Origin of the sequence: Amnibacterium setariae (assembly GCF_003581425.1) — a bacterium.
GTDB lineage: Bacteria > Actinomycetota > Actinomycetes > Actinomycetales > Microbacteriaceae > Amnibacterium > Amnibacterium setariae.
In genome coordinates this window covers 99,199-123,768 of the sequence record NZ_QXTG01000002.1, presented here as the reverse complement: position 1 = coordinate 123,768, position 24,570 = coordinate 99,199, and the positions used below count along the sequence as shown (strand labels likewise).

The window sequence follows — 24,570 nt, the reverse complement described above, 5'->3', positions numbered from 1 at the left end:
CGAGTGTCAGAGGCCCGCGGGCCGCAGCGGACGGCGCCCGGCGAGCTGCGGGCCCAGCCCGATGTCGACGAGGCGCACCCGGCCGGCGAGCGCGCGCCCGGGGTCGACGAGGAGGCCGGCCTTCATGGCGCCGAAGGCGACGGTGCGGTCGGCGCGGAGCACGGGCGGGTGCGCGCGGCCGTCGTCCGGGCCGACGCCGCTCGGCAGGTCGACCGCGACGACCGCGGCGCGCCCGCGCGCCTCCTCGAGCAGCCGGGCGACCGCCTGCCGGGCCGGGGGCCGCAGGCCGCCCCGAGCGCCGATGCCGAGGACCCCGTCGAGCACGACGTCCGCGGCGGACGCCTCCGCCGCGAGCAGCCCCGGGGTCGCGTCGGGCGGCAGGACGCGGGCGCCGGCGCGCTCGGCGGCGCGGAGGCCCGGCCCGTGCACCCCGGTACCGAGCCGGGCGACGACGGCGCTGCTGCCGCGCGCGAGCAGCGTCGCCGCCGCGTACAAGGCGTCGCCGCCGTTGTTCCCGCTGCCGACGAGCACGAGGAGACGGCCCGCCCCCGCCCCGCGCGCGGCGAGCACCCGCAGCACCTCGTCGGCGAGCCCCGCGGCCGCCCGGGCCATCAGCGGCACGCCCGCGGCGAGCAGCGGCCGCTCCGCCTCTCGGACCTGCTGCGCCGACCAGCCGCTCGCGATGTCCGCGCCCCGTTCCGCCACGCCGCGATCCTGCCCCCTCCTCCGGTCCGCCTCCTCCGGCCCGCCTCCCCCTCCGCCTCCCCCTCCGCCTCCCCCTCAGGAGCGCGGGAGGACGATGGCGGCATGCGCATCATCGTCACCGGCGGCAGCGGCAAGCTCGGCAGCACCGTCGTCGCCTCCCTCAAGGACGCCGGCCACACCGTGGTGGTCTTCGACCGCGCCGCCCGGCGCGGCGAGGGCGTCCCGGTCGACCTCACGGACGCGGGTCAGGTCCTCGACGCGGTCGCGGGGGTGGAGGACCTCCACGACGGCGTGGACGCGATCGTGCACCTCGCCGCGATCCCCGCGCCCGGCATCGCGCCGGACGTGCTCACCTTCGAGAACAACATCCTCTCGACCCACCACGTGCTGCAGGCCGCCCGTCGCGCCGGCGTCCGCCGGATCGTGACCGCGTCGAGCGAGACGCTGCTCGGCCTGCCGATGGACGAGCCGCCCGCCGCCTTCCCCGTGGACGAGGAGGTCGTGCTGCCCAACTCGACCTACTCGATGACGAAGCACCTCGAGGAGCAGATGGCGATCACCTTCTGCCGTTGGGACCCGATGCTCTCGATCACCGCGATGCGGTTCTCGAACGTGATGGTCGAGGAGGACTACGCCGGCTTCGAGGCATGGCAGGACGACGCCCGCCTGCGCAAGTGGAACGCCTGGGGCTACATCGACGCGCGCGACGCCGCCGTCGCGATCGAGCTCGCCCTGCAGGTCCGCGGCCCCGGCTTCGAGCGGTACATCATCGCGAACGCCGACACCGTGATGCGGCGGCCGAGCGCGGAGCTCGCCGCGGAGGTCTTCCCCGACGTGCCCTTCACCCGTCCCGTCGAGGGCCGGGCGACGCTGCTGTCGATCGACAAGGCCCGCCGCGACCTCGGCTGGGAACCCGCCCACTCCTGGCTGGACGCGCAGGGCTGACGGGTACCGTCCGCCCGACCCGACAGCCCGACAGGAGGACCCGATGCCCGCGAAGAAGGACCTGCCGTCCACCCTGCAGCGCTCGGACGAGCACGCGCAGGAGATCTACGGCGAGACGCTCGACTCGGCCGAGCAGGAGTACGGCGACGGCGAGCGGGCGCACCGCACGGCCTTCGCGGCGCTCAAGCACTCCTACGAGAAGGTCGGCGACCACTGGGAGCCGAAGGACGAGAAGGGCCCGTCCGACGCCGGCGCGGAGCAGAGCGGCCCGGGCGCGCACCCGACGCGCGGCGGCGTGGACGCCAACGCGTCGAAGGAGCACCTGCTCGAGGTGGCGCGGCGGCTCGACGTGCACGGCCGCTCGACGATGACGAAGGACGAGCTGGTCGACGCGATCGAGAAGGCGAACGCCCGCGCGACGCGGAAGGCGCGCGAGGACTGAGCCGGCTCGGCGGGCTCGGCCGGTTCAGCCGGCGCGGAGGTCGACCGAGGTCACGGTCCAGACCCGCCCGCGCTCGTCGCACCCGGGCACCGTCCCGACAGGGCCCGGCGCGCCGAGCATCGTGACGGTCGCGCCCGGCTGGACGACGACGCCGCCCGACGCGTCGCGCAGGCCGAGCCGCTCGTCCGCGCTCCAGCCCTCCGGGAAGCGGAGCACCGCCGTGCCGTTCGCGGCCGCGACCGAGTAGCAGACGACGTCGCCCCGACGCTCGGCGGACACGGCGCCGCGCAGCACCCCGGTCGGGTCGGGCGCCGCGCCGACGACCGGCACCCGGAGCCCGCCGGTCTGCGGCGCGGGGCGGAGCAGCGCGGCCGCGGTGAGCACCCCGAGCAGCACGGCGAGCAGCACCAGCAGGCGCACGCGGCGGCGTCGCCGGTCCTTGGCGACCATCGGGGAGAACTGCCCGCTCACCCCGCCAACGGTACGGGCCGGAGCCCGGCCGCCGGTCACCGGCGGACGAGCCGGGGCGCGAGCAGGCGGTGGTGGTCCCCCTCGTCCGAGGCGAGCAGCTCGAGGACGGCGGCGGCGACCTCGTCGAGGGGCTGCGCGACGCTGGGGAACCCGAGGGCGCGGGCCACCGGGGTGTCGTCGTACCCGACGACCGGCACGTCCGGGCCGAGGGCGAGCCGGGCGCCGAGCGCGAGGGAGTCGCTCGCGCAGACAACCGCGTCCGGCCGCGGCGCGACCGCCGCGACGGCGCGCCCGCCGATGCCGAGGTCGAGCGGGTCCTCCTCGACGCCGAGGTCCAGCGCCGTCATGTCCGCGTCCGGCACCCCGGCGGCGAGCATCGCCTCGCGCCAGCCCGCGCGGCGGTCGTCGCCGGTGCCGGAGCCCTCCGGCCAGCCCAGGAAGGCGATGCGGCGGTGCCCCTGCTCGAGCAGCGACGCGGTCGCGGCGCGGACGCCGACCCGGCCGTCGACGTCGACCCACCGGTGCGACCGGTCGGTCGTGTCGTGCTCGCCCCACGGCCGACCGAAGGTGACGAACCGCACGTCGTGCTCGACGAGCCACGGGATGCGGCGGTCGCCGTAGTGGGTCGACGTGAGCACGAGGGCGTCGACGTCGGCGCCGTCGAGCAGGCGCTCGAACGTCGCGATCTCCGCGTCCTCGTCGACCGCCGTGTACAGGAGGACGCGGAGACCGTCCGCATCCGCGCGCTCGACGAGCGCGTGCAGGAAGCGGTCGAGCAGCGAGCCGGACATCCCGTCGGCGCCGGGGTCGAGCCGGACGCCGATGGTCGAGCTGCGGCGGGTCCGGAGGCGGCGCGCCGACGCGTGCGGGCGGTAGCCGAGCCGCTCGATGGCCGCACGGACGCGCTCCGTCGTCTCGGCCCGCACGATCTCCGGCGTGTTCAGCACGTTCGAGACGGTCTGCCGCGAGACGCCGGCCGCTTCCGCGACGTCGGAGACGGTCGGGAGACGTCGCACGGCCCCTCCTCCGCTTCCGCCTGCAGCCGAAGCGTAGAGGATCCTGACAATCGCGGCTCGGTGATTTGATCGATCAAACTTCTGTGCCTACGATCCCCGCGTGGCGATGAGGCAACCGTTCCTGCACGACGCGGAGGTCGTGCTGGCCGCTCCGGCGCAGGTCTGGAGCCGCGCGGACGGCTCCTTCTCCGCGCCGATCGACGGGCTCTACGTGTCGGACGTCCGCGTGCTGAGCGGGCTCGCCGTGGAGGTCGAGGGCACCGGCGTCGAGCACGTCCGCACCGACCGCCGCAGCGCGCGCGAGGTCGCGTTCACCGGCCTGCTCCGCGGCCTCGACGGGGCCGGCGCGGACCCCCGGGTGCGGCTCGACCGGGTGCGCGAGGTCGCCGCTGACGGGATGCGCGAGACGATCACGGTGCGCTCCGGCCGCGACGTGCCGATCGACGTCGCCGTTTCGGTCCGGCTCGTCGCGGACCTCGCCGACATGCCGCTCGTGAAGTCCGGCGGCGTCGGTGCCACAGCCGCGTTCGCGCTCGCCGACGGCACCGCGACCTGGGGCGCGGACGCCGTGCGGGCGACGCTCTCGACGGACGGGTTCGTCGCGGCCGTCGAGGACGGCGCGCTCGTGCTGCGCCTCGCCGCCCGCGTCGCACCGCGCGGCACCGCGACCGCCTCCTGGCGGGTGCGGGCAGAGGACTCAGCCGCCGTCGTCGCCGCTCCCCCGGCGCCGGTCCGGCTCGGCGCGGCACCGACCGGCGACCCGACCCTCGACGAGTGGACCGAGCGCGCCCTCGGCGACCTCGAGGCGCTGGAGCTCGTGCTCCCCGGCGGCGAGGGCGACGTCTTCCTCGCGGCCGGCGCGCCGTGGTTCCTCACCCTCTTCGGCCGGGACTCGATCTGGGCCGCGCGGATGCTGCTGCCGCTCGACACCGAGCTCGCCCGCGGCACCCTCCGCGTGCTGGCGCGGACGCAGGGCACGACGACCGACGAGGCGACCGGCGAGCGCCCGGGCGGCATCGTGCACGAGCTCCGCCGCGGCGAGAACGCGCTCGGCGACGGCTCGGTGCTGCCGCCGCGCTACTACGGCACCATCGACGCGACGCCGCTGTGGATCCTGCTGCTGCACGACGCGTGGCGCGCCGGGCTGCCCGACCGGGAGGTCGTCGCCCTGCTGCCCGCGCTGCGCGCGGCGCTCGGCTGGCTCGCCGACGGCGTGCCGGAGGACGGCTTCCTGACCTACCACGACCCGACGGGCCGCGGCCTCGCGAACCAGGGCTGGAAGGACTCGGGCGACAGCGTCCAGTGGCAGGACGGTCGGCTCGCCGAGGGGCCGATCGCGCTCTGCGAGGTGCAGGCCTACGCCCACGAGGCCGCGCTCGCCGCCGTCGTGCTGCTGCGCGCGTTCGGCGACGAGGCGGAGGCGGCGCGCTGGCGCGACTGGGCTGCCGCGCTGAAGGCCCGGTTCCGCGGCGCGTTCTGGGTCGAGGACGGCGAGGGCGGGCACCCGGCGATCGCGCTCGACGCGCAGGGCCGCGCCGTCGACTCGCTCACGAGCAACATCGGGCACCTGCTCGGCACCGGGATCCTCGACGCCGACGACGAGCGCCGGGTCGCCGCGCTGCTCGTCGACCCGCGCCTCGACTCCGGCCTCGGGCTGCGCACCCTCGCCACCGACGCGGCGGGGTACTGGCCGCTCAGCTACCACGGCGGCAGCGTCTGGACCCACGACACCGCGATCGCCGTGCACGGCCTGCTCCGCGCCGGCTTCCCGGAGGAGGCGCGGCGCCTCGCCTCCGGCCTCCTCGACGCGTCGCGCGCCTTCGCGGCCCGCATGCCCGAGCTGCACGGCGGCGACGCCGCCGCCGACGGCTCCCCCGTCCCCTACCCGGCCGCGTGCCGGCCCCAGGCCTGGTCCGCCGCCGCGGCCGTCGTCGTGCGCGACGCCGTCGCCGGCGGGTCCGCCCGCGAGGAGCGCATCCCCGCACCTTCCCGATCCACCCGCGCCGCGGGCTGATCACCGTCACGAGAGGCACAGCTCCCATGCAACGACGCATCCCACGACTCGCCGCCGGCCTCGTCGCCGCGGCGGGCGTCCTCGCCCTGACCGCCTGCGGCTCCGGCTTCAGCGGCTCGTCCTCGCCGTCCGGCTCCGCCTCGGGCGGCCTCACCTCGAGCAAGAGCGCGCTGACGGTGCTCATCGGGTCCTCCGGCGACGCCGAGACCGCCGCGGTCAAGCAGCAGGTCGCGGCCTGGTCGAAGTCCTCCGGCACGAAGGCGACGGTGCAGGCGGCGAGCGACCTGAACCAGCAGCTCTCCCAGGGCTTCGCGTCCGGCAAGCCCGCCGACGTCTTCTACCTCGGCGCGGACACCTTCGCGAACTACGCGAAGCAGGGCAGCCTGCTCGCCTACGGCGACCAGCTGAAGAACAAGGACGACTACTACCCGGCGCTCGTGAAGAGCTTCACCTACGACGGCAAGTTCACGTGCGCGCCGAAGGACTTCTCGACCCTCGCGCTCGAGATCAACACGAAGCTGTGGGACGCGGCGGGCCTCAAGGACTCCGACGTCCCGACCACCTGGGACCAGCTGAAGACCGTCGCGCAGAAGCTCACGAAGGGCAAGGTCACCGGCCTCGTCACGAGCAACGAGTACCAGCGCCTCGGCGCGTTCATGACGGAGGCCGGCGGCAACCTCATGAACGACACGAGCACGAAGGCGACGGCGGACAGCGCCGCGAACAAGCAGGCGCTCACCTACGTGCAGAGCGGCCTCAAGGACGGCTGGTGGAAGTTCACGAAGGACGTCGGCGCCGGCTGGGGCGGCGAGGCGTTCGGCAAGCAGCAGGCGGCGATGACGATCGAGGGCAACTGGATCACCGGCGCCATGAAGTCCGACTACCCGGACGTCGACTACAAGGTCGTGCCGCTGCCCGCCGGCCCCGCCGGCAAGGGCACGCTGCAGTTCACCAACTGCTGGGGCATCGCCGCGGACAGCCCGAACCAGGCGGCGGCCGTGAAGCTCGTCGAGCAGCTCACCTCGAGCGACGACCAGCTCGCGTTCGCGAAGGCGTTCGGCCCGATGCCCTCCATCCAGTCCGCCGCCGACGGCTGGAAGCAGGCGTACCCGGACTTCTCGGCCTTCATCGACAGCGCCGACTACGCCAAGGGCGTCCCGACCGCGGTCGGCTCGACCGACGTGGTCACGGACCTCAACTCGAAGCTCGCGAGCCTGAAGACCGCCGACATCGGCGCGATCCTCTCGACCGCGCAGAAGAACCTGTCCGCCCTCCAGGGCTGAGCGAACCGGGACCACGAGGAGGCACACGATGACGAGCGCCACCGTCCGGACGAGCGGCCGACGGCCGCGCGGAGGAGGGATCCGACGCGGGCAGACCGCGGCAGGGCTCCTGTTCACCGCGCCAGCGGTGATCCTCCTCCTCGTCTTCCTCGTGGTCCCGATCCTCATGGCGCTCTGGGTGAGCGTCAGCGACTGGGGCGGCCGCGGCTCGCCCTTCTCAGGAGCCGTGAACTTCGTCGGCCTGAAGAACTACGCCGCGATCACCTCCGGCGGCGGGCTCGCGGAGTCCGACTTCGGCACCTCGCTGCGGAACAATTTCTGGTACGTCCTGCTCGTCGTCCCGCTGCAGACCGCGCTCGCGCTGCTGCTCGCCTCGCTGGTGAACACGCGGATCCTTCGCGGCCGCGGCTTCTTCCGCACCGCGTTCTACTTCCCGTCCGTGACCAGCTCGGTCGCGATCACGGTGCTGTGGTTCTTCCTCTTCAACCCGAGCGGCGCCGTGAACGCGCTCCTCGGCCTGATCGGCATCAAGGGCCCCAACTGGCCCGCGGACGCCGACGGGGTGCTGCACGGGCTGCTCGGCCTCGTCGGGCTGAAGACCGCGCCGGGGTTCCTCGCGAGCAGCGGCTTCCTCGGCATCACCTGGTGGGACTGGCTGGCCGGGCCCTCCGTCGGGATGCTGATCATCATCTCGCTGGCGATCTTCACCACGTCGGGCACGTTCATGCTGCTGTTCATCGCCGCGCTGCAGAACCTGTCGCAGGAGGTCGAGGAGGCGGCGATGGTCGACGGCGCGAGCGCGTGGCAGCGCTTCCGCCTCGTCACGCTGCCGCAGCTGCGGCCGACGCTGTTCACCGTGCTCACGCTCGGCCTCATCGGCACGTGGCAGGTGTTCGACCAGGTCTACACGGGCTCGAAGGGCGACCCGGGCAAGACCACGCTGACCCCGGCCTACCTCTCCTACCAGGCCGGCTTCATCAACCAGCAGTGGGGCCAGGCCGCCGCGATCGCGTTCATCCTCTTCGCGATCATCGTCGTGCTCACGGTCTTCCAGCGCTGGGTGCTGCGCGAGCGGGGCGTCTCGAAGCGCCGCATGCGGCGGGGCGGCTTCACCCCGGGCGACGACGGCCGGTACCGCGCGGCGGATCGGACGCTGACCGCCGCGGCCATCGCGGGCGGGGTCGCCGACCGCCGCGGCAGCGGAGGGAACCTCTGATGACCACGACCACCACCCCGACCGCCGCGTCGACCGTCACCGACCCGACGGCCGTGTACTCCGCACCGGCCGGACGCCGGCGCAGCCGCACCCCGATCGGGCGCGTGCTGCTCTACGTCGCGCTCGTCGCGCTCGCGGTCGTGTACATCTACCCGTTCCTCATCAACATCGCGACGTCGTTCAAGACGGACGCGGAGGCGACGGCGGACCCGCTGAGCCTGATCCCGCAGACCTGGACCGCGCAGGCCTACGAGACGGTGTTCTTCAACTCCGCCTTCCCCCGCTGGTTCGCGAACTCCGCCCTCGTGACGGTCGTCGTCACGATCGGCCGGGTCCTGTTCGACTCGGCGGCCGGCTACGCGCTGGCGCGGCTCACCTTCCCGGGCCGCGGCGTGCTGTTCGCCGGGATCATCGGCGTGATGGCCGTGCCCGGCGTCGTCCTGCTGATCCCGAAGTTCCTCGTGCTGAACCAGCTCGGCATGTACGACGGCTACTCGGGGCTGATCATCCCGCTCGTCGCGGACGCCGCGGGGGTCTTCATCATGAAGAACTTCTTCGAGTCGATCCCGGTCGCCGTCGAGGAGGCGGCCCGCATCGACGGCGCCTCGACGCTGCGGCTGTTCTGGTCCGTCGTGCTGCCGATGGCGCGGCCGGCCCTCGTGACGATCTTCATCCTGAGCTTCCAGGGCTCCTGGAACGAGCTGTCGCACTTCATCGTGGCGTCGCAGAACCCCGACCTGTTCACGCTGACGAAGGGCGTCGCGTCCCTCGCGTCCGGCCAGCTCGGCGCGGGCACGCAGTACCCGGTGCGCCTCGCGGCCGCCGTGGTCATGACCGTGCCGGTCGCCGTGCTGTTCGTGATCTTCCAGCGCCGCATCACCAACAGCGCCGCGGGCGCCGTCAAGGAGTAGCCGGGGCCCGCTCGACGCGGCTCAGATCACCGGGTCAGATCACCCGCGTCAGATCACCCAATGGTGCTCGGTCGCGTCGAGCGGCGACCGCGGGCGGACCTTCGCCGGCACGCCGACGAGCAGCGAGTGCGCCGGGGCGTCGTGCAGCACGACGGCTCCGGCGCCGACCACGCTGTCCTCGCCCACCGTGATCGCGCCGAGCAGCGTCGCGCCCGCGCCGATGATGACCCGGTCGCCGACGGTCGGGTGCCGCTTGACCTCGCGCCACACCGTGCCGCCGAGCGTCACGCCGTGGAAGATCGTCACGTCGTCGCCGACCTCCGCGGTCTCGCCGATGACGACGCCCGACCCGTGATCGATGAAGAACCGGCGACCGATCGTCGCGCCCGGGTGGATCTCGATCCCGGTCGCCGAGCGCACCAGCTGCGACACGACGCGCGCGGGCAGGCGCAGGCCCGCCCGCCACATCCGGTGGTGCAGCCGGTACGCCCACACCGCGTGCACACCGGGGTAGGTGAGCACGACCTCGAACCCCGACTTGGCCGCCGGGTCCCTCTGCCTCGCGGCGTGGACGTCCTCGAGGAGCGCGCGAAGTGCGCTCACACGTCCAGGTTCTCGAACAGCACCGTCGACAGGTAGCGCTCGCCGGAGCTCGCGACGACGACCACGATCGTCTTCCCCGCGTTCTCCGGCCGCTTCGCGACCTCGAGGGCGGCGTGCACGGTCGCGCCCGACGAGATGCCGGCGAGGATGCCCTCCTCCATCGCGAGGCGGCGGGCCATCGCCACGGACTCGTCGATGTCGACGTCGACGACCTCGTCGAGGACCTCGCGGTCGAGGATCGCGGGCACGAAGTTCGGGCCGATGCCCTGGATCTTGTGCGGCCCGGGCTGGCCGCCGTTCAGGATCGGCGACTCCTTCGGCTCGACCGCGACGATCCGCACGCCGGGCTTGTGCTCCTTGAGGTACCGGCCCGTGCCGGTCACCGTGCCGCCGGTGCCGACGCCGGTGACGAACACGTCGACGGCGCCGTCGGTGTCCTCCCAGATCTCCGGGCCGGTCGTCGCGTAGTGGATCGCGGGGTTCGCCTCGTTCTCGAACTGCTTCGCGAGGACCGCGCCGGGGCGCTCCGCGGCGACCTGCTCGGCGCGCGAGACGGCGCCCTTCATGCCCTCGGACGGCGGCGTGAGGATCAGCTCGGCGCCGTAGGCGCGCAGCAGCTTGCGGCGCTCGATCGACATCGACTCCGGCATCGTGAGGACGACCTTGTAGCCGCGCGCCGCGCCGACCGCGGCGAGGCCGATGCCGGTGTTGCCGCTCGTGCCCTCGACGATGGTGCCGCCGGGCTGCAGCACCCCGGCCTTCTCCGCCGCGTCGACGATCGCGATCGCGAGCCGGTCCTTGACCGAGGAGGAGGGGTTGTAGAACTCGAGCTTCGCGTAGACCGTGGCGTCGATGCCTTCGGTGACGCGGTTCAGGCGCACGAGCGGCGTGCGGCCGAACGCCTCCGTGATGGACGAATAGGTGCGTGCCATGACTGCCTTCTCCAGGAGGGAGGAACGGGACCGCGCGTCAGCCTAGAGGGAGCGCCCGGCCCGCTCCCCCGGTGTTACGGGACGCGACATGCGGTGCACCGCGCGCGGAGCACCCGCTGAGACCGGTCACACTGGATGCATGCTCACGGATCCTGCGCTCGTGGACGCGCTCGAAGCGTGTCAGGACCGCCGCTCGGCCGGGCGCACGCCCGCGGAGGCCGGCTTCGACGCCCTGCTCGACCGCTGGCCCGACCATCCGACGGCGTCGGAGGCGGTCGGCGAGGCCTACGACGAGGCCGGCGACCTGGAGCGGGCGGTCGCCTGCTACCGCTCCGCGCTCACCGGCCTGGAGGGCACGGCCCTGCGCCGGTGCTACCTGAAGCTGGGCGACGCGCTGCGCCGGCTCGGCCGGCTGGACGACTCGGTCGACGTGCTCCGAGCGGGCCTCGACGAGTTCCCGGGCTCCCGCTCGCTGCGCACGTTCCTCGCGCTCGCGATGCACGAGCAGGGCCGCGCGGACGCCGCGCTCGGCGTCGTGCTCGAGGTGCTCGTCGACCCGATGCCGTCGCCCGACCTGGAGCTGTACCGGGCCGCCGTGCGCCAGCGCGCGCAGCAGCTCGTCGCCCGCGACCGCGGCTGACCACCGGCCGGCGTCCGGCTCAGAACGGGCAGGGACCCTCGTCGGCAGGCGGGGGCAGGAGTTCCGGCGGTGCCGGGTCGAGCGGGTCGTTCGGCGGGTCCGCGAAGTGGTGGCCCCAGGCCTCGTTCCAGCCGACGGTGCCGTCGTCCTCGACCGGACCCTCGATGAACAGGCCGGCCGACTTCAGGTTGTGGTCGGTGCGGCCGAGGGTGACGAGGTTGGCGGCGTCGGTGGTGCCGCCGTGCTGCCACTCCCTCGCGTGGTCGATGTCCGCCAGGTGCGGCGCGATGGTCGAGCCCGGGAACCTCGACCGGCCGTCGCGGATCCTCACCCACCGGGCCAGGTCCGCGGGCGGCGCGTAGACCTTCCGGTCCATGGTCAGCCGCACGCCCGTCACCGGGTCCGTCAGCACGCGGATGAACGACGCCGCCGCGCCCGCAAGTGCCTTCGCGGTCTCGAGGTCGATGGGGCCATACCCGGTGAGCTGCGCCTGCTCCTTCGTCTTCCCCAGCCAGGCGAGCGCCGGGACCGTCAGGATCAGCTGGACCTGGACGGTCTTCCGGTCCGGGACGAGCGCGCCGTCGCTCGCGGGCGTCTGCAGCCCGGCGCGCAGGAGGTCGAGCGCGATGTCGTGCCGCAGCTGGGCGATGCCCCTCGTCTCGCCGTCCACGCCGTGCGCGGCGACGGCCGCCTTGTGGAGCGCGTCGTTGATGGGTACCCAGTCCGCTGCGAGGCCCTCGGCGACGAACGCGACGCCACCGTCGTGGCCGAGCTCCAGCGACGTGCGGCGCCGCTCGTAGGTGGTCCGGGCGCGCTTCGCAGCCGCCTCGTCGTCGAGGCGAGCCCGGGCCTTCCGCAGGTCATCCTTCAGCCGCGTCGAGATGACGACCTTCATCGACGCGATCTCGTCGTACGCGGCCCAATGCTCGGCACCGAGGCCCTCCGCCTCCCTCACCACGGTCCGCATCCGGCTCCACGACGCATCGCCGGCTTGGAACACGGCCCAGGTGAGCGGCAGCCGGTCGCGGAGGATCAGACCGGTGTCCACCTCGCCCGCCACAGCCGCGGGGTGGGCCCCGATCTGCAGGCCGAAGGTGCGGAAGAACGTCTGCGCGCCGAGCCCGGCCCGGGTGCCGAAGGCGGTCCCGAAGCGGTGGGCGAGGTCGATCATCGCCCGTTCGTACGCGGTCAGCAGGGCGGCGATGCGGTGGGCGTCGGCGATGATGCGCATCCGGTCCGCCTGCACGGCGAGGTCCTGCGTGTAGACGGCGGCGTCCTCCGTCAGCGCGGCGGCGAGCCAGGCGTCGTCCGGCACGGCGTCTGGGCCGAACTGCTCCCGGTACCGCTCGTCGGGCGGCAGCTGGGCGAGGCGGTCCTCCTCGGCGAGCGCGTCCCACGCGTCGGCCTCCTCGCGGGTCCAGACCCGCGGAGGCTCGTCGTCAGGGAACTCCTCGAACACGTGTCCGAATGTAGAGGAGGGGTCCGACAGCGGGTCGGGGCGATCGACCGGGCTCGGGATGGTCTCGAGGCTCGCTTCGCTCGCACCTCGACCAGCGGAAACGGCTTGCTGCGCTCGCACCTCGACCAACGGAGACCGGGCACCACACGGTGGTTGAGCCGGGCGCTCCGCGCCCGTGCCGAAACCATCGCGAACCCGCGGGGTGGTCTCGAGGCTCGCTGCGCTCGTACCTCGACCGGCGGCGACGGTGAGAGGAAGCGGCGGCCGCGGAGGGGCGAGCCGCCGACGAACGGGCCCGGCGACCGGGCCCGAGGGACGGGCTGCTCCCCCGGGAGCAGTCGGACCTCATCCTCCGGTATGAGATCGCCGCGGACGCGCCCCGGGCGACGCGAGCGGACGTAGCCTCGAGCGCATGCAGCACCGTCTCCTCCGCTGGCTGCCCGCCGCGGTCGCCCCCATCGTGATCGCCGGCGCCGTCACCGTGCCGCTCGTGGCCGCGGCCGCGCCGCCGGACCTGCCGGCGAAGTCGGCGCAGCAGGTGCTCGAGCTGGTGGCGAAGGCGAAGGACGTCCGCGGCTTCAGCGGCACCGTGGAGCAGCGGTCCGACCTCGGCCTGCCGTCCCTGCCGTCGGTCGGCGCGGGCAGCGACACGGACACCGCGTCGGCGCTCGACCTGATCGGCGGCGACCACCGCGCCCGGGTCGAGGTGGCCGGCGACTCGCGCAGCCGCATCGCGGTGCTCGACGACGGCGCCGAGCGCGACGTGATCCGCGACGGCGACGAGGTCTGGCTCTGGAGCTCGAAGGCGAACACCGCGACGCGCGTGATCGCGACGGGCGACCGCCGCCCCGACGTCCAGGCGCCCACGACCACGCCCGCTGCGCTGGCGCAGGAGCTGCTCGCGAAGGTCGACGGCACGACGGCCGTGTCGGTCGACTCGTCGCAGCGCGTCGCCGGTCGCGACGCCTACACGCTCGTGCTGACCCCCCGGACCACCGCGACGACGGTCGGCGCGGTGCGGATCGCCGTCGACGCCCAGACGGGCCTGCCGCTCGACCTCAGCGTCACCGCGCGGGGCGCCTCCTCCCCCGCCTTCGAGACCGGCTTCACGGACATCTCCTACGCGGTGCCCGCTGCGTCCCGCTTCGACTTCACCCCGCCCTCCGACGCGAAGACGACCACGAAGCGCCTCGACGCGGCCGACCGCCCGAAGGGCGCGCTGCCCGCGGGTGCGAAGCCGGCCGTCGGCGGCTCGGGCTGGGCGAGCGTCGTGACCGTGCCGTCGAGCGCGGTCCCGTCCGACCTCGCGAGCAACCCGACGGTGCGCCGTCTCACGACGCAGGCCGACGGCGGGCGCGTGCTCAGCACCGCGCTCGTCAACGTGCTGCTGACCGACGACGGACGGGTGCTCGCCGGCGCGGTGCCGGTGGCGACCCTCGAGGCCGCCGCCGGGTGAGCGCCGGGCTGGCCGTCGAGACCGACGGCCTCGGCAAGCGCTTCCGCGGCCGCGACGCCGTGACGGACCTCGCCCTCGCGGTGCCGGCCGGCAGCGTCTTCGGGTTCCTCGGCCCGAACGGGTCCGGCAAGACCACGACGATCCGGATGCTGCTCGGGCTCGTCAGCCCGACCTCCGGGTCCGCACGGCTGCTCGACGCGCCCATGCCGGACCGGGCCGCCGCGGTGCTCCCCCGGGTCGGCGCGCTCGTGGAGGGGCCCGGCTTCGCCGGCTACCTGTCGGGCGCCGCGAATCTCGCCCGCCTCGACTCCGCCGATCCGCTGGCCGACCCCCGCACACGCCGTCGCCGCATCGGCGAGGCCCTCGACCGCGTCGGCCTCTCCGCCGCGGCAGGCAAGCGGGTCAAGGCGTACTCGCTCGGCATGAAGCAGCGGCTCGGCATCGCGAACGCGCTGCTGCGGCCGCGCGACCTGCTCGTGCTCGACGAGCCGACGAACGGCCTCGACCCGCAGGGCACCCGCGAGGTGCGCACCCTCGTGCGCGGCCTCGCGGACGACGGCGCGACCGTGTTCGTGTCGAGCCACCTGCTCGCCGAGATCGAGCAGATGTGCACGCACGCCGCCGTGATGCGGGCGGGGCGGCTCGTCGCGCAGGGCACCCTCGACGAGCTGCGGGGCCCGTCGGCCGACGACCGGCTGCACCTCAGCACGCCCGACCCGGAGGCGGCGATCGCCGCGCTCGCAGGCGCCGGGCTCGAGCCGAGCCGGGCCGGCGCCGAGGTCGTCGCGCCGCTGCGCGGCCGGGCCGTCGAGGACCTCGTCCCCGTGCTCGTCGCCGCCGGCGTGCGCGTCCGCGGGGTCCGCATGGCCGAGACCAGCCTCGAGGAGCGCTTCGTGGCCCTGACCGGCGAGGGGTTCGATGTCGAGTCCTGAACCCCGGGCGCGGATCGGCCTGCCGCTGCTCGCGACCGAGATCGCCGTGCTGTTCCGGCGCAAGCGGACGTGGGCGATGCTGCTCGCGCTCGCCGCGGTGCCGGTCCTCGTCGGCGTGGCCATCCGCATCGCGTCGGGGCCGGACTCCGGCCGCGCCCCCTCCTTCCTCAGCCAGGTCGCGGGCAACGGCCTGTTCGTCGGGATCGCGGCGCTCGTGCTCACCATCCCGCTGTTCCTGCCGCTCACCGTCGGGGTCGTCGCCGGCGACACGATCGCCGGCGAGGCCGCCCAGGGCACGCTCCGCTACCTCCTCGTCGCGCCCGCGGGCCGAGCCCGGCTGCTCGTGGTGAAGTTCATCGGCGCGGCCGTCTTCTGCTTCGCCGCGCCGCTCGTCGTCGCCGCGGCGGGCACGCTCACCGGCCTCGCGCTGTTCCCGGTCGGGCCGGTGACCCTGCTCTCGGGCGACCAGGTCGGCGTCGGCGAGGGCCTGCTGCGGCTGCTGCTGCTCGCCCTGTACACCGGGGTCTCGATGCTCGGCCTCACGGCGGTCGGCCTGTTCGTGTCGACCCTGACCGACGTGCCGGTCGGCGCGATGGCGGCGACGGTCGTGCTCGCGGTCACGAGCCAGGTGCTCGACCAGCTGCCGCAGCTCGAGGCCATCCACCCGTTCCTGCTCTCGGACTCGTGGCTCGGGCTCGTCGACCTGCTGCGGCAGCCGCCCGAGTGGAGCACGTTCGGCGGGAACGCGCTGCTGCAGCTCGGGTACGTCGTCGTCTTCGGCGCCCTCGCCTACGGCCGGTTCACGACGCGGGACGTGCTGGCCTGAGACCCCCTCCGGTCCGCACCACTCGGGAATCGAGGGGGTTCCGAATCCCTGGGAGCGACGCCGGGCTAGGTTGGGCCGGGGGCTCGCGGGGAGCGCTGCGACGGGGAGGCCTTCGGGTGAAGATCATCAGCTACAACCTCAGGGAGCACACCGCGCGCGGCGAGCTCGAGGCGATCGCGGGCGATCACGACGTCGACGTGCTGGCGCTGCAGGAGTGCGACCACACCGACATGCCGCAGTCGATCGGCCACCTGGAGCTGATCGAGCAGACCCGGACGAACCGGCTCGGCCTCGCGATGTACGCGCGCCGCGACCGCTTCGAGGTGAAGGACAAGCGCGTCTTCGCGCTGCGCAAGTCCATGCACGACCGGGTGCTGAAGCCCGCGAACGAACGGCTGCTCGCCGCGCACCTCCTCGACCACGAGACCGGCGGCGAGGTGCTCGTCGGCGACTTCCACGCGGCGCCGCTCAGCGCCACGAACGCGCTGCGGCGCAAGCAGATCGCGGCCGCGCACGAGGGCATGCGGGCGATGCGCCCCGGCGCGCCCTCCGTGATGGTCGGCGACTTCAACTACCCGTGGTTCCTCCGCGGCCTCGAGCGTCGGCTCGCCGCCACCGGGTACACGCTGACCCGGATGCCTTCGCACACCTACGTCGGGGTGCGCTTCAGCGGCTACTTCGACTTCGCGACCTCGAGCGGCTTCGAGATCGGCGACCTGGAGGTGCTCCCTCAAGGCAAGTCGGACCACCTCCCGATCGCGCTGACCGCCCGCGTCGCCGTCTGAGAGGAACCTGACAGTTCTTGACGAACTGTCAGACAACGGGGCGTACGTTCCCCGCCATGACCACGACCGCCGAGCGAGGAAGCTCGATCCGCAGTCTCATCCCCGCCCGGATGGACCGCCTGCCCTGGACCCGGTTCCACTGGACCGTCGTCGTGGGGCTGGGCGTCTCCTGGATCCTGGACGGGCTCGAGATCCAGATGGTGTCCGCGAACGGCTACCAGAAGCAGCTCGGGATGTCGACGACGGAGGTCGGCCTCACCGGCACCGTCTACCTGCTCGGGCAGGTCGTCGGCGCGCTCGTCTTCGGGCGACTGTCCGACCGGCTGGGCCGCCGCAAGTTCTTCATCATCACGCTCGGGATCTACCTGGTCGCATCGGGCATCGCAGGCCTCTCGTTCGCGCCCTGGTTCCTCTACATCTTCCGGTTCATCGCCGGCATGGGCATCGGCGGCGAGTACACGGCGATCAACTCCGCGATCGACGAGATCATCCCCTCCCGCTTCCGCGGCCGCGTCGACATCGCGATCAACGGCACCTACTGGGGCGGCGCGGCGCTCGGCGCCGCGGCGAACCTGTTCCTGCTCGCGCCGGGCAGCGCGCTCGAGACGTCGGGCTGGGGCTGGCGCATCGGCTTCTTCATCGGCCCGGTGCTCGGGCTGATCATCATCTTCCTCCGGCGGAACATCCCCGAGAGTCCGCGGTGGCAGCTGACTCACGGGTACGAGAAGGACGCCGAGGAGAACGTCGACCGGATCGAGCGCGAGGTCGAGCGGGAGGCCGGCCACCCGCTCGAGCGCGTCGGCGACGAGAAGGCGATCGACGTGCCGGTGCACGACCGTGTGCCCTTCCGCGTGGTGTGGTACGTCTTCACGCGGATGTACCCGAAGCGGGCGTTCGTCGCGTTCTCGATGATGATCACGCAGTCGTTCCTCTACAACGCGATCTTCTTCAGCTACGCGGAGGTGCTGAAGAACTTCTACGGCGTCGAGAACGCGGCGGTCTACTTCTTCCCCTTCGCGATCGGCAACCTCATCGGCCCGCTCGTGCTGGGGCACCTGTTCGACACGATCGGGCGCCGCCAGATGATCTTCGCGACCTACGGCCTCGCCGCGGTCGTGCTGGCCGTGTCCGCCGCGCTCTTCCAGGCGGACATCCTGAACGCGACCACGCAGACGATCCTCTGGAGCGTGTCGTTCTTCTTCGCCTCCGCGGGTGCCTCCTCGGCCTACCTGACGGTGAGCGAGACCTTCCCGCTGCAGGTGCGGGGGCAGGCGATCTCGTACGTCTTCGCGGTCGGGCAGTTCGTCGGCGCCTTCGCCCCGGTCATCTACAACGCGCTGATCGGCGACGGCAAGGACCGCGACCCGCTCGCGGCCGGCTACTACCTCGGCGCGGGCGTCATGCTCCTCGGCGGGATCATCGCGCTGCTGTTCGGCGTCGCCGCGGAGCGCAAGTCCCTCGAGGACGTGAGCGACGTCGACTTCATCGACAAGATCGAGGCGCGCATCGGGGCCCACTGATCGGGCTGCTCAGGAGGAGGGGCGGGGACCGGTGGTCCCCGCCCCTCCTTCACGCCTCCAGCAGGCCGAGGAGCCGGTGCACGGCCGCGGCGGGGCCGATCGTGCCGTGCAGCCCCTCGTGGTGGCCGGTCTCGAGGAAGATGCCGCGCAGCATGCCCTCGACGGCGTCGTCGATCCCGGGCGAGTCCTCGAGCCAGGCCGTCCAGACGCTCTCCGCCCACTGGCCGGCGGCCCGCGCGTGACCGCCGTCGGAGTGCTGGCGGACCCCGGCCTCGGCGACGTCGAGCACGGTGAGCCAGCGGCGCGGCGTGCGCGGCGGCTCGAAGACGGGCCACTCCGCGGTGGGATGCCCCATCCGGCGGTGCACGGCGCGGACGTCCTCCGCGGAGAAGCCGTGCTCCAGCGCGAGCCACAGGCCGGCCAGGCTGTAGGCGACGCGGATCGCCGGGGCGCCGCCGCCCGCGTGCTGCGCGCCGTAGGCGTCGACCGTGAGCTGGTGGTAGCGGAGCATCACCGGGTGCTGGAACTCGAAGCCGAGCACCTCGTGCAGCACCGCCTCGCACGCCGCCGAGGAGTGCAGGCGCGGGGTTTCGCCCGCCGCCGTTTCGGGCAGCACGATGCCGCAGCCCGGGCACGCGGTGCGCGATCGCACGGCGCCAGACTGGCACGCCCCGCCTGCGCATGCTCCGAGCCCGTCCGCCGAGAAGGTGCCGAGCGTGCACGCCGACGGCGCAGGACTCCGGCTCCGCGCAGCGACACTCGGAGCATGACCCGGCCGGCCCGACCGCTCGCCGCCCTCCTGCTCGCCGTCGGCGCCGCGGTCCTCGCGGGCTGCACGGCGAGCCCCTCGTCCCCCGCGGCGTCGCCGACGCCCGCGCCCTCGGGCCTCGTCGACAGCCGCCTCGCCGTGCCCTCGACGGGCGCCGCCGCGCCCTTCGACGTGCCGCGCACCGTGCAGGCGCCGGCGGGATGGCGGGTCGCGCTCTGGGCGCGGGTCGACGGCGCCCGGCTCGCCGCGTGGACGCCCGACGGTCGGCTGCTCGTGTCCCGGCCCGAGTCCGGCGACGTCCAGGTGCTCACGCCCGGGAAGGACGGGGCGCCGCGGGTCGGCACCCTGGTCGACGGGCTGAACCGGCCGCACGGCCTCGCGTTCGACGGCGACCGCCTCTACGTCGCCGAGAGCGACCGCGTGGACGCCTACGACTACCGCGACGGGGCGGTGTCGGCGCGCCGGACGATCGTCGACGGCCTGCCGGACGCGAGCACGCCGGAGCTGCGGGGCGCCTACGCCCACGCGCTGAAGAGCGTCGCCGTCGGCGAGGACGGCGCCGTCTACGTCTCGGTCGGCAGCACGGGGAACACCTCCGCGGAGGACCGGAGCGCCTCCCCTGAGCGCGCCGCGATCCTGAAGGTCGACGGCGGGCGCACCACGGTCTTCGCCCGCGGCGTGCGGAACGGGACCGGGCTGGCCGTCGCGCCGGACGGGTCGGTCTGGACCGCGGTGAACAACCGCGACCGCATCGCGTACCCGTACGACCGCTCCTACGAGGGCGGGAGCGGGTCCGACCGCGGCGGGGTGCTGCAGCAGTACGTGAACGACCACCCGCTCGAGCCGATCGCCCGCCTCACGGCCGGCCGCGACCTCGGCTGGCCGTACTGCAACCCGGATCCCGACGTCGACCCCGGCGCGGCCGGCACCGCCTTCGACTACAGCGACCGCGCCTTCGTGCGGGACGAGGAGGCGAACGCGGACGGGAGCCGGCTCGACTGCGCGGCGCTGCCGGCGGTCGAGCAGGGCCTGCCCGCGCACTCCGCCCCGCTCGGGCTGAGCTTCGTGCGCGCCGGGGTCGTGCCGGGCGGCGCAGGCGCGCTCGTCGGGATCCACGGGTCCTGGAACCGCACGCCGCCCCGGGCGCCGTCCGTCGCGTTCCTGCCTTGGCGCGACGGCGCGCTGCAGGACGCCAAGACGCTGCTCGCCGGCTTCCAGGCCGCGGACGGCAGCCGCTGGGGTCGCCCCGTCGCCGCGGTGGCGGGACCCGAGGGCGCCGTCTACGTCACCGACGACGAGGCCGGGGCCGTGTACCGGATGGCGCCGCCCTCCTGACCCTCGACGCGGACGCCGCGCGCTGCCAGGGTGGAGCCGATCCCGGCAGACGAAGGAGCTCGCTGTGTCCGCGAACGTGAACCCGTACCTGAACTTCCGCGGGACCGCCCGCGACGCGCTCGAGCTGTACCACTCGGTGTTCGGCGGCGAGCTGCGCGTCGGCACCTTCCGCGAGTTCGGCATGCCCGTCGGCGAGGGCGAGGAGGACCTCGTCATGCACGGGCAGCTCGACCTCGACGGCCGCCCGCTGCTGATGGCGGCGGACGTGCCGAGCCACATGGAGCACCGCGCCGGCGAGAACGACTTCTCCGTCTCGCTCTCCGGCGACGACGTGGACCTGCTCACGGGCTGGTGGACGGCGCTCTCGGAGGGCGCGACGGTGCAGCAGCCGCTCGAGCAGGCTCCGTGGGGCGACCGCTTCGGCATGCTGGTGGACCGCTTCGGCGTCTCCTGGCTCGTGAACATCGCGGGCGGCTCCGGCGCCTGACCCGCCCGGCCCCGGCGTGGTCGGCCTGCCGGCACCGGTCAGGCGCGTGGGCGAGGATCGAGGCGTGAACCGCGTGCTCGTGCCCCTGCTCACCTCCGCCGGCCTGCTCGGCGGGTACGGCGTCGCCCGCGCCACCGGCGTGCGCTGGGCCGGTGGCGCCGTGCTCGCGGGCGTCGGGGCCGGCGTGTTCGCCCTCGTGCAGCGCCGCGGCGGCCCGCTGCGCGCGGCGATCGTCGTGCTGACCTACCTCGGCGCGTTCGGCGGCTCGCACCCGCTCGCCAAGCGCCTGGGCGCGTGGCGGTCGGTGGTCGTCGTCGCGGGGGCGACCGCGGTGCCCGCGTCGCTGCTCGCCGAGCGCTAGAAGAGGCGCAGGGCGGCGAAGTACGCGACGGCGAGGGCGATGACGCCGGAGAGCGCCGCGAAGGTGATCCGCGCGCGCCAGCGGCCGGGGAAGCCCCCGATCAGCTGCGAGAGCAGCCCGGTCACGAACAGCGCCGCGAACGAGCCGAGGAACGCGCCGCCGATCAGCAGCGCCGCCATCACCGCGTCGCCGGGGCTCTCGAACTCGACGTAGACGAAGAAGACCGCGGCGACGTGCAGCGGCACGCTGAGCGCGGTGAGCACGAGGAAGGCGAGCACGCCCAGGGCCCGGCGGGCCGGCGAGGTGCGCGCGCGAGCCGGTGCGGTCCGGTACTGCGCGGGCGGCGGCACCTGCTGCGGGGTCTGCTGCGGCACCTGCTGCCGCGGGACCTGCTGCTCGTAGGGGTAGGTCGACCGGGGTGCCTGCTGCGCGGCGGGGGCGGCCTGCTGCTGCGGCGGCTGGGAGCGCTGCGGCTGCTCGTAGGGGTAGACCGAGGGCGACGTGCGCCGCGGCTGCTGCGCGGCGCCGCCCTGGTGGGCCGTGCCCGGGTGCGCGGCCCGGACCAGGCGGGGGTCGTGCGATCGGCTGCTGTCCACGTCCCTGCGCTCTCGTCGTCCGGTCGGCGGCCCGCTGCGCGGACCGGGGCACCACCGCCCACCCCGATCATTCCCCGAACGGGGGCCGCACCCGCGCAGGCTGGCCGACGACTCACGATCCGGGTCCGCGCGACCGGGTCGAAGTCCGAGCATCGAGCGGGAATGAACCGCCCTCCCCTGCGTTGACTTGAGCCGTAGGCACTCAAGTTCCATCAGGAGGGTTCCTTGCCTCAGTACTTCGGCTCCAGCGACGACGGCTCGTTCGACGAGTTCCTGTCGCGGATGCTCAGCGGCCAGCGCTCCGGCCAGGGCCGTCCCATCGACATCTCCCGCCTGCTCAGCAAGCGGACCCACGAGCTCCTCGGCGGCGCGGTGCGCTACGCCGTCGAGCACGGCCACACCGAGGTCGACTCGCTGCACCTGCTGCGCGGCCTCGTGCTCACCCCGGAGGGCGAGCAGACCCTGCGCGCCGCCGGCATCGACGTGGACGGGCTCGTCCGCGCGATCGAGCAGCGCATGCCCGCGGGCGGCGCCGCGTCCGGTGACGCCGGCACCCCGTCGCTGACGGGCGCCGCGCAGCGCTCGCTGCTCGAGGCCGCGCAGGTCGCGCGCGCCTCCGGCTCCACCTACGTCGACCCCGAGCACCTCTTCTTCGCCTACGTGGCGAACCAGCAGGGCACGCCCGGCCAGCTGCTCGCGTCCTTCGGCGTCACGCCGGAGTCGCTGCAGTCGATCGCCCAGCACGCCGCCGAGGCGCGCGAGGCGGCCGAGAGCGAGACGGGCACCCCGACGCTCGACAAGTTCGGCCTGGACCTGACCGCGAAGGCGGCCGCGGGCGAGCTCGACCCGGTCGTCGGGCGCGCGCTCGAGATCGAGCAGACCGTCGAGATCCTGCTGCGCCGCACCAAGAACAACCCCGTGCTGATCGGCGAGCCCGGCGTCGGCAAGACCGCGATCGTCGAGGGCCTCGCCCAGCGCATCGTGGACGGCGACGTGCCCGAGCTGCTGCGCGGCAAGCGGGTCGTCTCGCTCGACCTCGCCGGCATGGTCGCGGGCACCCGCTTCCGCGGCGACTTCGAGGAGCGCATCACGAAGGTCGTCCAGGAGATCGCCGACCACAAGGACGAGCTGCTCGTCTTCCTCGACGAGATCCACACGGTCGTCGGCGCGGGCGCCGGCGGCGAGGGCGGCATGGACGCGGGCAACGTGCTCAAGCCGCGCCTGGCCCGCGGCGACCTGCACCTGATCGGCGCGACGACGCTCAAGGAGTACCGGCGGATCGAGAAGGACGCCGCGCTCGAGCGCCGCTTCCAGCCGGTGACGGTCGGCGAGCCCTCCGTCGAGGACGCCGTGCGCATCCTCGAGGGGCTCAAGCCCCGCTACGAGGAGCACCACGGCGTGCGGTACACGGAGGAGGCGGTCCGCGCGGCCGTCGAGCTCTCCCACCGCTACGTGACCGACCGGTTCCTGCCCGACAAGGCGATCGACCTGATCGACCAGGCCGGCGCGCGTCGTCGGCTCGCCCTCGGCGTCCGGGTCGACGTGCCCGCCCTCGAGGCGCGCATCGCGGAGCTCGAGGCCGACAAGGCCCGTGCGGTCGCGGACGAGCGCTACGAGGAGGCGTCGCACCTCCGCGACGAGATCGAGGCCGTCCAGGCCCGGATCGCGGACGCGGGCTCGGCCCCGGTGGTGTCCGACGCGGACGCGACCGTCGACGAGGCGGAGATCGCGGGCGTCGTGTCCCGGCTGACGGGCATCCCGGCCACCCGGCTCACGGAGGCCGACAAGGCGCGCCTCGCGAAGCTCGAGTCCGAGCTGCACGAGCGCGTGATCGGCCAGGACGACGCGGTCGCCGCGATCGCCAAGGCGGTCCGCCGCAGCCGGACCGGCATGGGCGACCCGAAGCGGCCGACCGGCAGCTTCCTGTTCCTCGGCCCCACCGGCGTCGGCAAGACCGAGCTGGCGAAGGCCCTGGCCGCGAGCCTGTTCGGCGACGAGTCGGCGATGCAGCGCTTCGACATGAGCGAGTTCGGCGAGCGGCACACCGTCAGCCGGCTGATCGGTGCCCCTCCGGGCTACGTCGGCTACGACGAGGCCGGTCAGCTGACCGAGCGCGTGCGCAGGAACCCGTACTCGGTGATCCTGCTCGACGAGATCGAGAAGGCGCACGCGGACGTGTTCAACCTGCTGCTGCAGGTGCTGGACGACGGTCGCCTGACCGACGGCCAGGGCCGGACGGTCGACTTCCGCAACACCGTCCTGATCATGACCTCGAACATCGGCAGCGAGTTCCTCGCGTCGCGCAGCGGCGCGCTGGGCTTCATCCAGGCCTCCGAGGAGGGCTCGGGCTTCGGCTCGGACAAGGCGCTCCGCGACCGGGTGATGGGGAAGCTGCGCGAGGCGATGCGGCCCGAGTTCCTGAACCGCATCGACGAGGTGGTGCTGTTCCGCAAGCTCGAGCCGCAGCAGCTCCACGCCATCGTGCGCCTGCTGCTCGCCGCCACGGCAGCGCGGCTCGCGGCGCGGGACGTCGAGCTGGACGTGTCCGACGAGGCGGTCGCCTGGATCGCGGAGCACGGGTACGAGCCGGAGTACGGCGCCCGCCCGCTGCGCCGGCTGATCCAGCGCGAGGTCGAGGACCGGATCGCGGACGTGCTCGTCACGGCCGAGCCTGCAGTCGGCGACGTGGTCCGCGTGACCGCCCGGGGCGGGGCGCTCGCCGCCTCCCTCGAGCCGGCCCCGCTGCCGCTCGCGGCCTGACCCGCTGAACGCGAAGGGCTCCGGACCATGTGGTCCGGGGCCCTTCCGTGTTCGTGGTGGTCTCGAGGCTCGCTGCGCTCGCACCTCGACCAGCGGGGGCGGCTCG

24 protein-coding genes are annotated in these 24,570 nt (G+C 73.9%); 16 read left to right on the top strand and 8 right to left on the bottom strand.

The features are described 5' to 3' along the window. Nucleotides 1-6: 6 nt before the first annotated feature. Nucleotides 7-705, bottom strand: coding sequence for an NAD(P)H-hydrate epimerase (locus D1781_RS08570; protein WP_119481922.1), 699 nt, complete (start codon nucleotides 703-705; stop codon nucleotides 7-9). A gap of 102 nt (nucleotides 706-807) precedes the next feature. Here D1781_RS08570 and D1781_RS08565 point away from each other — a divergent pair, with 102 nt between their 5' ends. Both D1781_RS08565 and D1781_RS08560 read left to right on the top strand, forming a co-directional pair. Beyond that, a complete protein-coding gene (locus tag D1781_RS08565; RefSeq protein WP_119481921.1) occupies nucleotides 808-1,650 on the top strand; it encodes an NAD-dependent epimerase/dehydratase family protein in 843 nt (280 codons plus the stop codon). Between the two features lie 43 nt (nucleotides 1,651-1,693). Continuing rightward, a complete protein-coding gene (locus D1781_RS08560; protein WP_119481920.1) occupies nucleotides 1,694-2,092 on the top strand; it encodes a ChaB family protein in 399 nt (132 codons plus the stop codon). A 24-nt stretch (nucleotides 2,093-2,116) separates the two neighbouring features. Here D1781_RS08560 and D1781_RS08555 read toward each other — a convergent pair whose 3' ends face one another. Beyond that, nucleotides 2,117-2,563: a hypothetical protein gene (locus D1781_RS08555; RefSeq protein ID WP_119481919.1), complete on the bottom strand. Its 447-nt coding sequence runs from the start codon at nucleotides 2,561-2,563 to the stop codon at nucleotides 2,117-2,119. A 35-nt stretch (nucleotides 2,564-2,598) separates the two neighbouring features. Further along, nucleotides 2,599-3,579: a LacI family DNA-binding transcriptional regulator gene (locus D1781_RS08550; RefSeq protein ID WP_119481918.1), complete on the bottom strand. Its 981-nt coding sequence runs from the start codon at nucleotides 3,577-3,579 to the stop codon at nucleotides 2,599-2,601. Between the two features lie 106 nt (nucleotides 3,580-3,685). Between D1781_RS08550 and D1781_RS08545 the strand changes: the two genes are divergently transcribed. From D1781_RS08545 to D1781_RS08530, 4 genes are read left to right on the top strand one after another with little or no spacing between them, the layout of a single operon-like run. Further along, nucleotides 3,686-5,593 carry a glycogen debranching N-terminal domain-containing protein gene (locus D1781_RS08545; RefSeq protein WP_119483136.1) on the top strand — a complete coding sequence of 636 codons (1,908 nt, stop codon included), beginning with the start codon at nucleotides 3,686-3,688 and terminating at the stop codon, nucleotides 5,591-5,593. Between the two features lie 26 nt (nucleotides 5,594-5,619). Continuing rightward, nucleotides 5,620-6,876 (top strand): sugar ABC transporter substrate-binding protein, encoded by a 1,257-nt coding sequence (locus D1781_RS08540; RefSeq protein ID WP_119481917.1) that lies wholly within the window; start codon nucleotides 5,620-5,622, stop codon nucleotides 6,874-6,876. A 28-nt stretch (nucleotides 6,877-6,904) separates the two neighbouring features. Next, on the top strand, nucleotides 6,905-8,092 hold the full coding sequence (locus tag D1781_RS08535) for a carbohydrate ABC transporter permease (protein WP_119481916.1): 1,188 nt from the start codon (nucleotides 6,905-6,907) through the stop codon (nucleotides 8,090-8,092). Next, nucleotides 8,092-9,003, top strand: coding sequence for a carbohydrate ABC transporter permease (locus tag D1781_RS08530; RefSeq protein ID WP_119481915.1), 912 nt, complete (start codon nucleotides 8,092-8,094; stop codon nucleotides 9,001-9,003). Before D1781_RS08535 ends, D1781_RS08530 begins: the two co-directional genes overlap by 1 nt. Before the next feature lie 48 nt (nucleotides 9,004-9,051). On the opposite strand, the gene epsC is transcribed toward D1781_RS08530, so the two are convergent. Together epsC and cysK are read right to left on the bottom strand one after the other, a co-directional pair. After that, the gene (gene epsC / locus D1781_RS08525) at nucleotides 9,052-9,606 is read right to left on the bottom strand and encodes a serine O-acetyltransferase EpsC (RefSeq protein WP_119481914.1); all 555 of its coding nucleotides are present in this window, start codon (nucleotides 9,604-9,606) and stop codon (nucleotides 9,052-9,054) included. Beyond that, nucleotides 9,603-10,538: a cysteine synthase A gene (gene cysK, locus D1781_RS08520; RefSeq protein ID WP_119481913.1), complete on the bottom strand. Its 936-nt coding sequence runs from the start codon at nucleotides 10,536-10,538 to the stop codon at nucleotides 9,603-9,605. Before cysK ends, epsC begins: the two co-directional genes overlap by 4 nt. A gap of 139 nt (nucleotides 10,539-10,677) precedes the next feature. Between cysK and D1781_RS08515 the strand changes: the two genes are divergently transcribed. Then, the gene (locus tag D1781_RS08515) at nucleotides 10,678-11,178 is read left to right on the top strand and encodes a tetratricopeptide repeat protein (protein ID WP_158590038.1); all 501 of its coding nucleotides are present in this window, start codon (nucleotides 10,678-10,680) and stop codon (nucleotides 11,176-11,178) included. Between the two features lie 19 nt (nucleotides 11,179-11,197). Here the strand turns inward: D1781_RS08515 and D1781_RS08510 are convergent, their stop codons facing one another. Further along, entirely contained in the window at nucleotides 11,198-12,637 is a 1,440-nt protein-coding gene (locus D1781_RS08510; RefSeq protein ID WP_119481911.1) for an HNH endonuclease signature motif containing protein, read from the bottom strand. Between the two features lie 412 nt (nucleotides 12,638-13,049). Here D1781_RS08510 and D1781_RS08505 point away from each other — a divergent pair, with 412 nt between their 5' ends. The 5 genes from D1781_RS08505 to D1781_RS08485 all read left to right on the top strand — a co-directional run bounded on the left by D1781_RS08505 (nucleotide 13,050) and on the right by D1781_RS08485 (nucleotide 18,156). Further along, the gene (locus D1781_RS08505; protein ID WP_119481910.1) at nucleotides 13,050-14,093 is read left to right on the top strand and encodes a LolA family protein; all 1,044 of its coding nucleotides are present in this window, start codon (nucleotides 13,050-13,052) and stop codon (nucleotides 14,091-14,093) included. Next, a complete protein-coding gene (locus D1781_RS08500) occupies nucleotides 14,090-15,025 on the top strand; it encodes an ABC transporter ATP-binding protein (RefSeq protein ID WP_119481909.1) in 936 nt (311 codons plus the stop codon). The genes D1781_RS08505 and D1781_RS08500 overlap by 4 nt, the downstream gene beginning before the upstream one ends. Next, entirely contained in the window at nucleotides 15,012-15,851 is an 840-nt protein-coding gene (locus D1781_RS08495; RefSeq protein ID WP_119481908.1) for an ABC transporter permease, read from the top strand. Before D1781_RS08500 ends, D1781_RS08495 begins: the two co-directional genes overlap by 14 nt. Before the next feature lie 116 nt (nucleotides 15,852-15,967). Continuing rightward, complete coding sequence (locus D1781_RS08490) at nucleotides 15,968-16,636, top strand: endonuclease/exonuclease/phosphatase family protein (RefSeq protein WP_119481907.1); 669 nt, start codon at nucleotides 15,968-15,970, stop codon at nucleotides 16,634-16,636. A 56-nt stretch (nucleotides 16,637-16,692) separates the two neighbouring features. Continuing rightward, nucleotides 16,693-18,156 (top strand): MFS transporter, encoded by a 1,464-nt coding sequence (locus D1781_RS08485; RefSeq protein WP_233551192.1) that lies wholly within the window; start codon nucleotides 16,693-16,695, stop codon nucleotides 18,154-18,156. Nucleotides 18,157-18,205: 49 nt separating this feature from the next. Here D1781_RS08485 and D1781_RS08480 read toward each other — a convergent pair whose 3' ends face one another. Beyond that, the gene (locus tag D1781_RS08480) at nucleotides 18,206-18,808 is read right to left on the bottom strand and encodes a DUF5946 family protein (RefSeq protein ID WP_119481905.1); all 603 of its coding nucleotides are present in this window, start codon (nucleotides 18,806-18,808) and stop codon (nucleotides 18,206-18,208) included. Nucleotides 18,809-18,922: 114 nt separating this feature from the next. Here D1781_RS08480 and D1781_RS08475 point away from each other — a divergent pair, with 114 nt between their 5' ends. From D1781_RS08475 to D1781_RS08465, 3 genes are all read left to right on the top strand, one after another. Then, on the top strand, nucleotides 18,923-20,260 hold the full coding sequence (locus D1781_RS08475; protein ID WP_119481904.1) for a PQQ-dependent sugar dehydrogenase: 1,338 nt from the start codon (nucleotides 18,923-18,925) through the stop codon (nucleotides 20,258-20,260). A gap of 64 nt (nucleotides 20,261-20,324) precedes the next feature. Beyond that, nucleotides 20,325-20,747 carry a VOC family protein gene (locus D1781_RS08470; RefSeq protein ID WP_119481903.1) on the top strand — a complete coding sequence of 141 codons (423 nt, stop codon included), beginning with the start codon at nucleotides 20,325-20,327 and terminating at the stop codon, nucleotides 20,745-20,747. A 64-nt stretch (nucleotides 20,748-20,811) separates the two neighbouring features. Next, on the top strand, nucleotides 20,812-21,108 hold the full coding sequence (locus D1781_RS08465; RefSeq protein ID WP_119481902.1) for a hypothetical protein: 297 nt from the start codon (nucleotides 20,812-20,814) through the stop codon (nucleotides 21,106-21,108). Here the strand turns inward: D1781_RS08465 and D1781_RS08460 are convergent. After that, complete coding sequence (locus D1781_RS08460; protein ID WP_119481901.1) at nucleotides 21,105-21,704, bottom strand: hypothetical protein; 600 nt, start codon at nucleotides 21,702-21,704, stop codon at nucleotides 21,105-21,107. The genes D1781_RS08465 and D1781_RS08460 overlap by 4 nt on opposite strands. A gap of 225 nt (nucleotides 21,705-21,929) precedes the next feature. Here D1781_RS08460 and D1781_RS08455 point away from each other — a divergent pair, with 225 nt between their 5' ends. After that, nucleotides 21,930-24,464 carry an ATP-dependent Clp protease ATP-binding subunit gene (locus tag D1781_RS08455; RefSeq protein ID WP_233551190.1) on the top strand — a complete coding sequence of 845 codons (2,535 nt, stop codon included), beginning with the start codon at nucleotides 21,930-21,932 and terminating at the stop codon, nucleotides 24,462-24,464. Nucleotides 24,465-24,570: the final 106 nt, after the last annotated feature.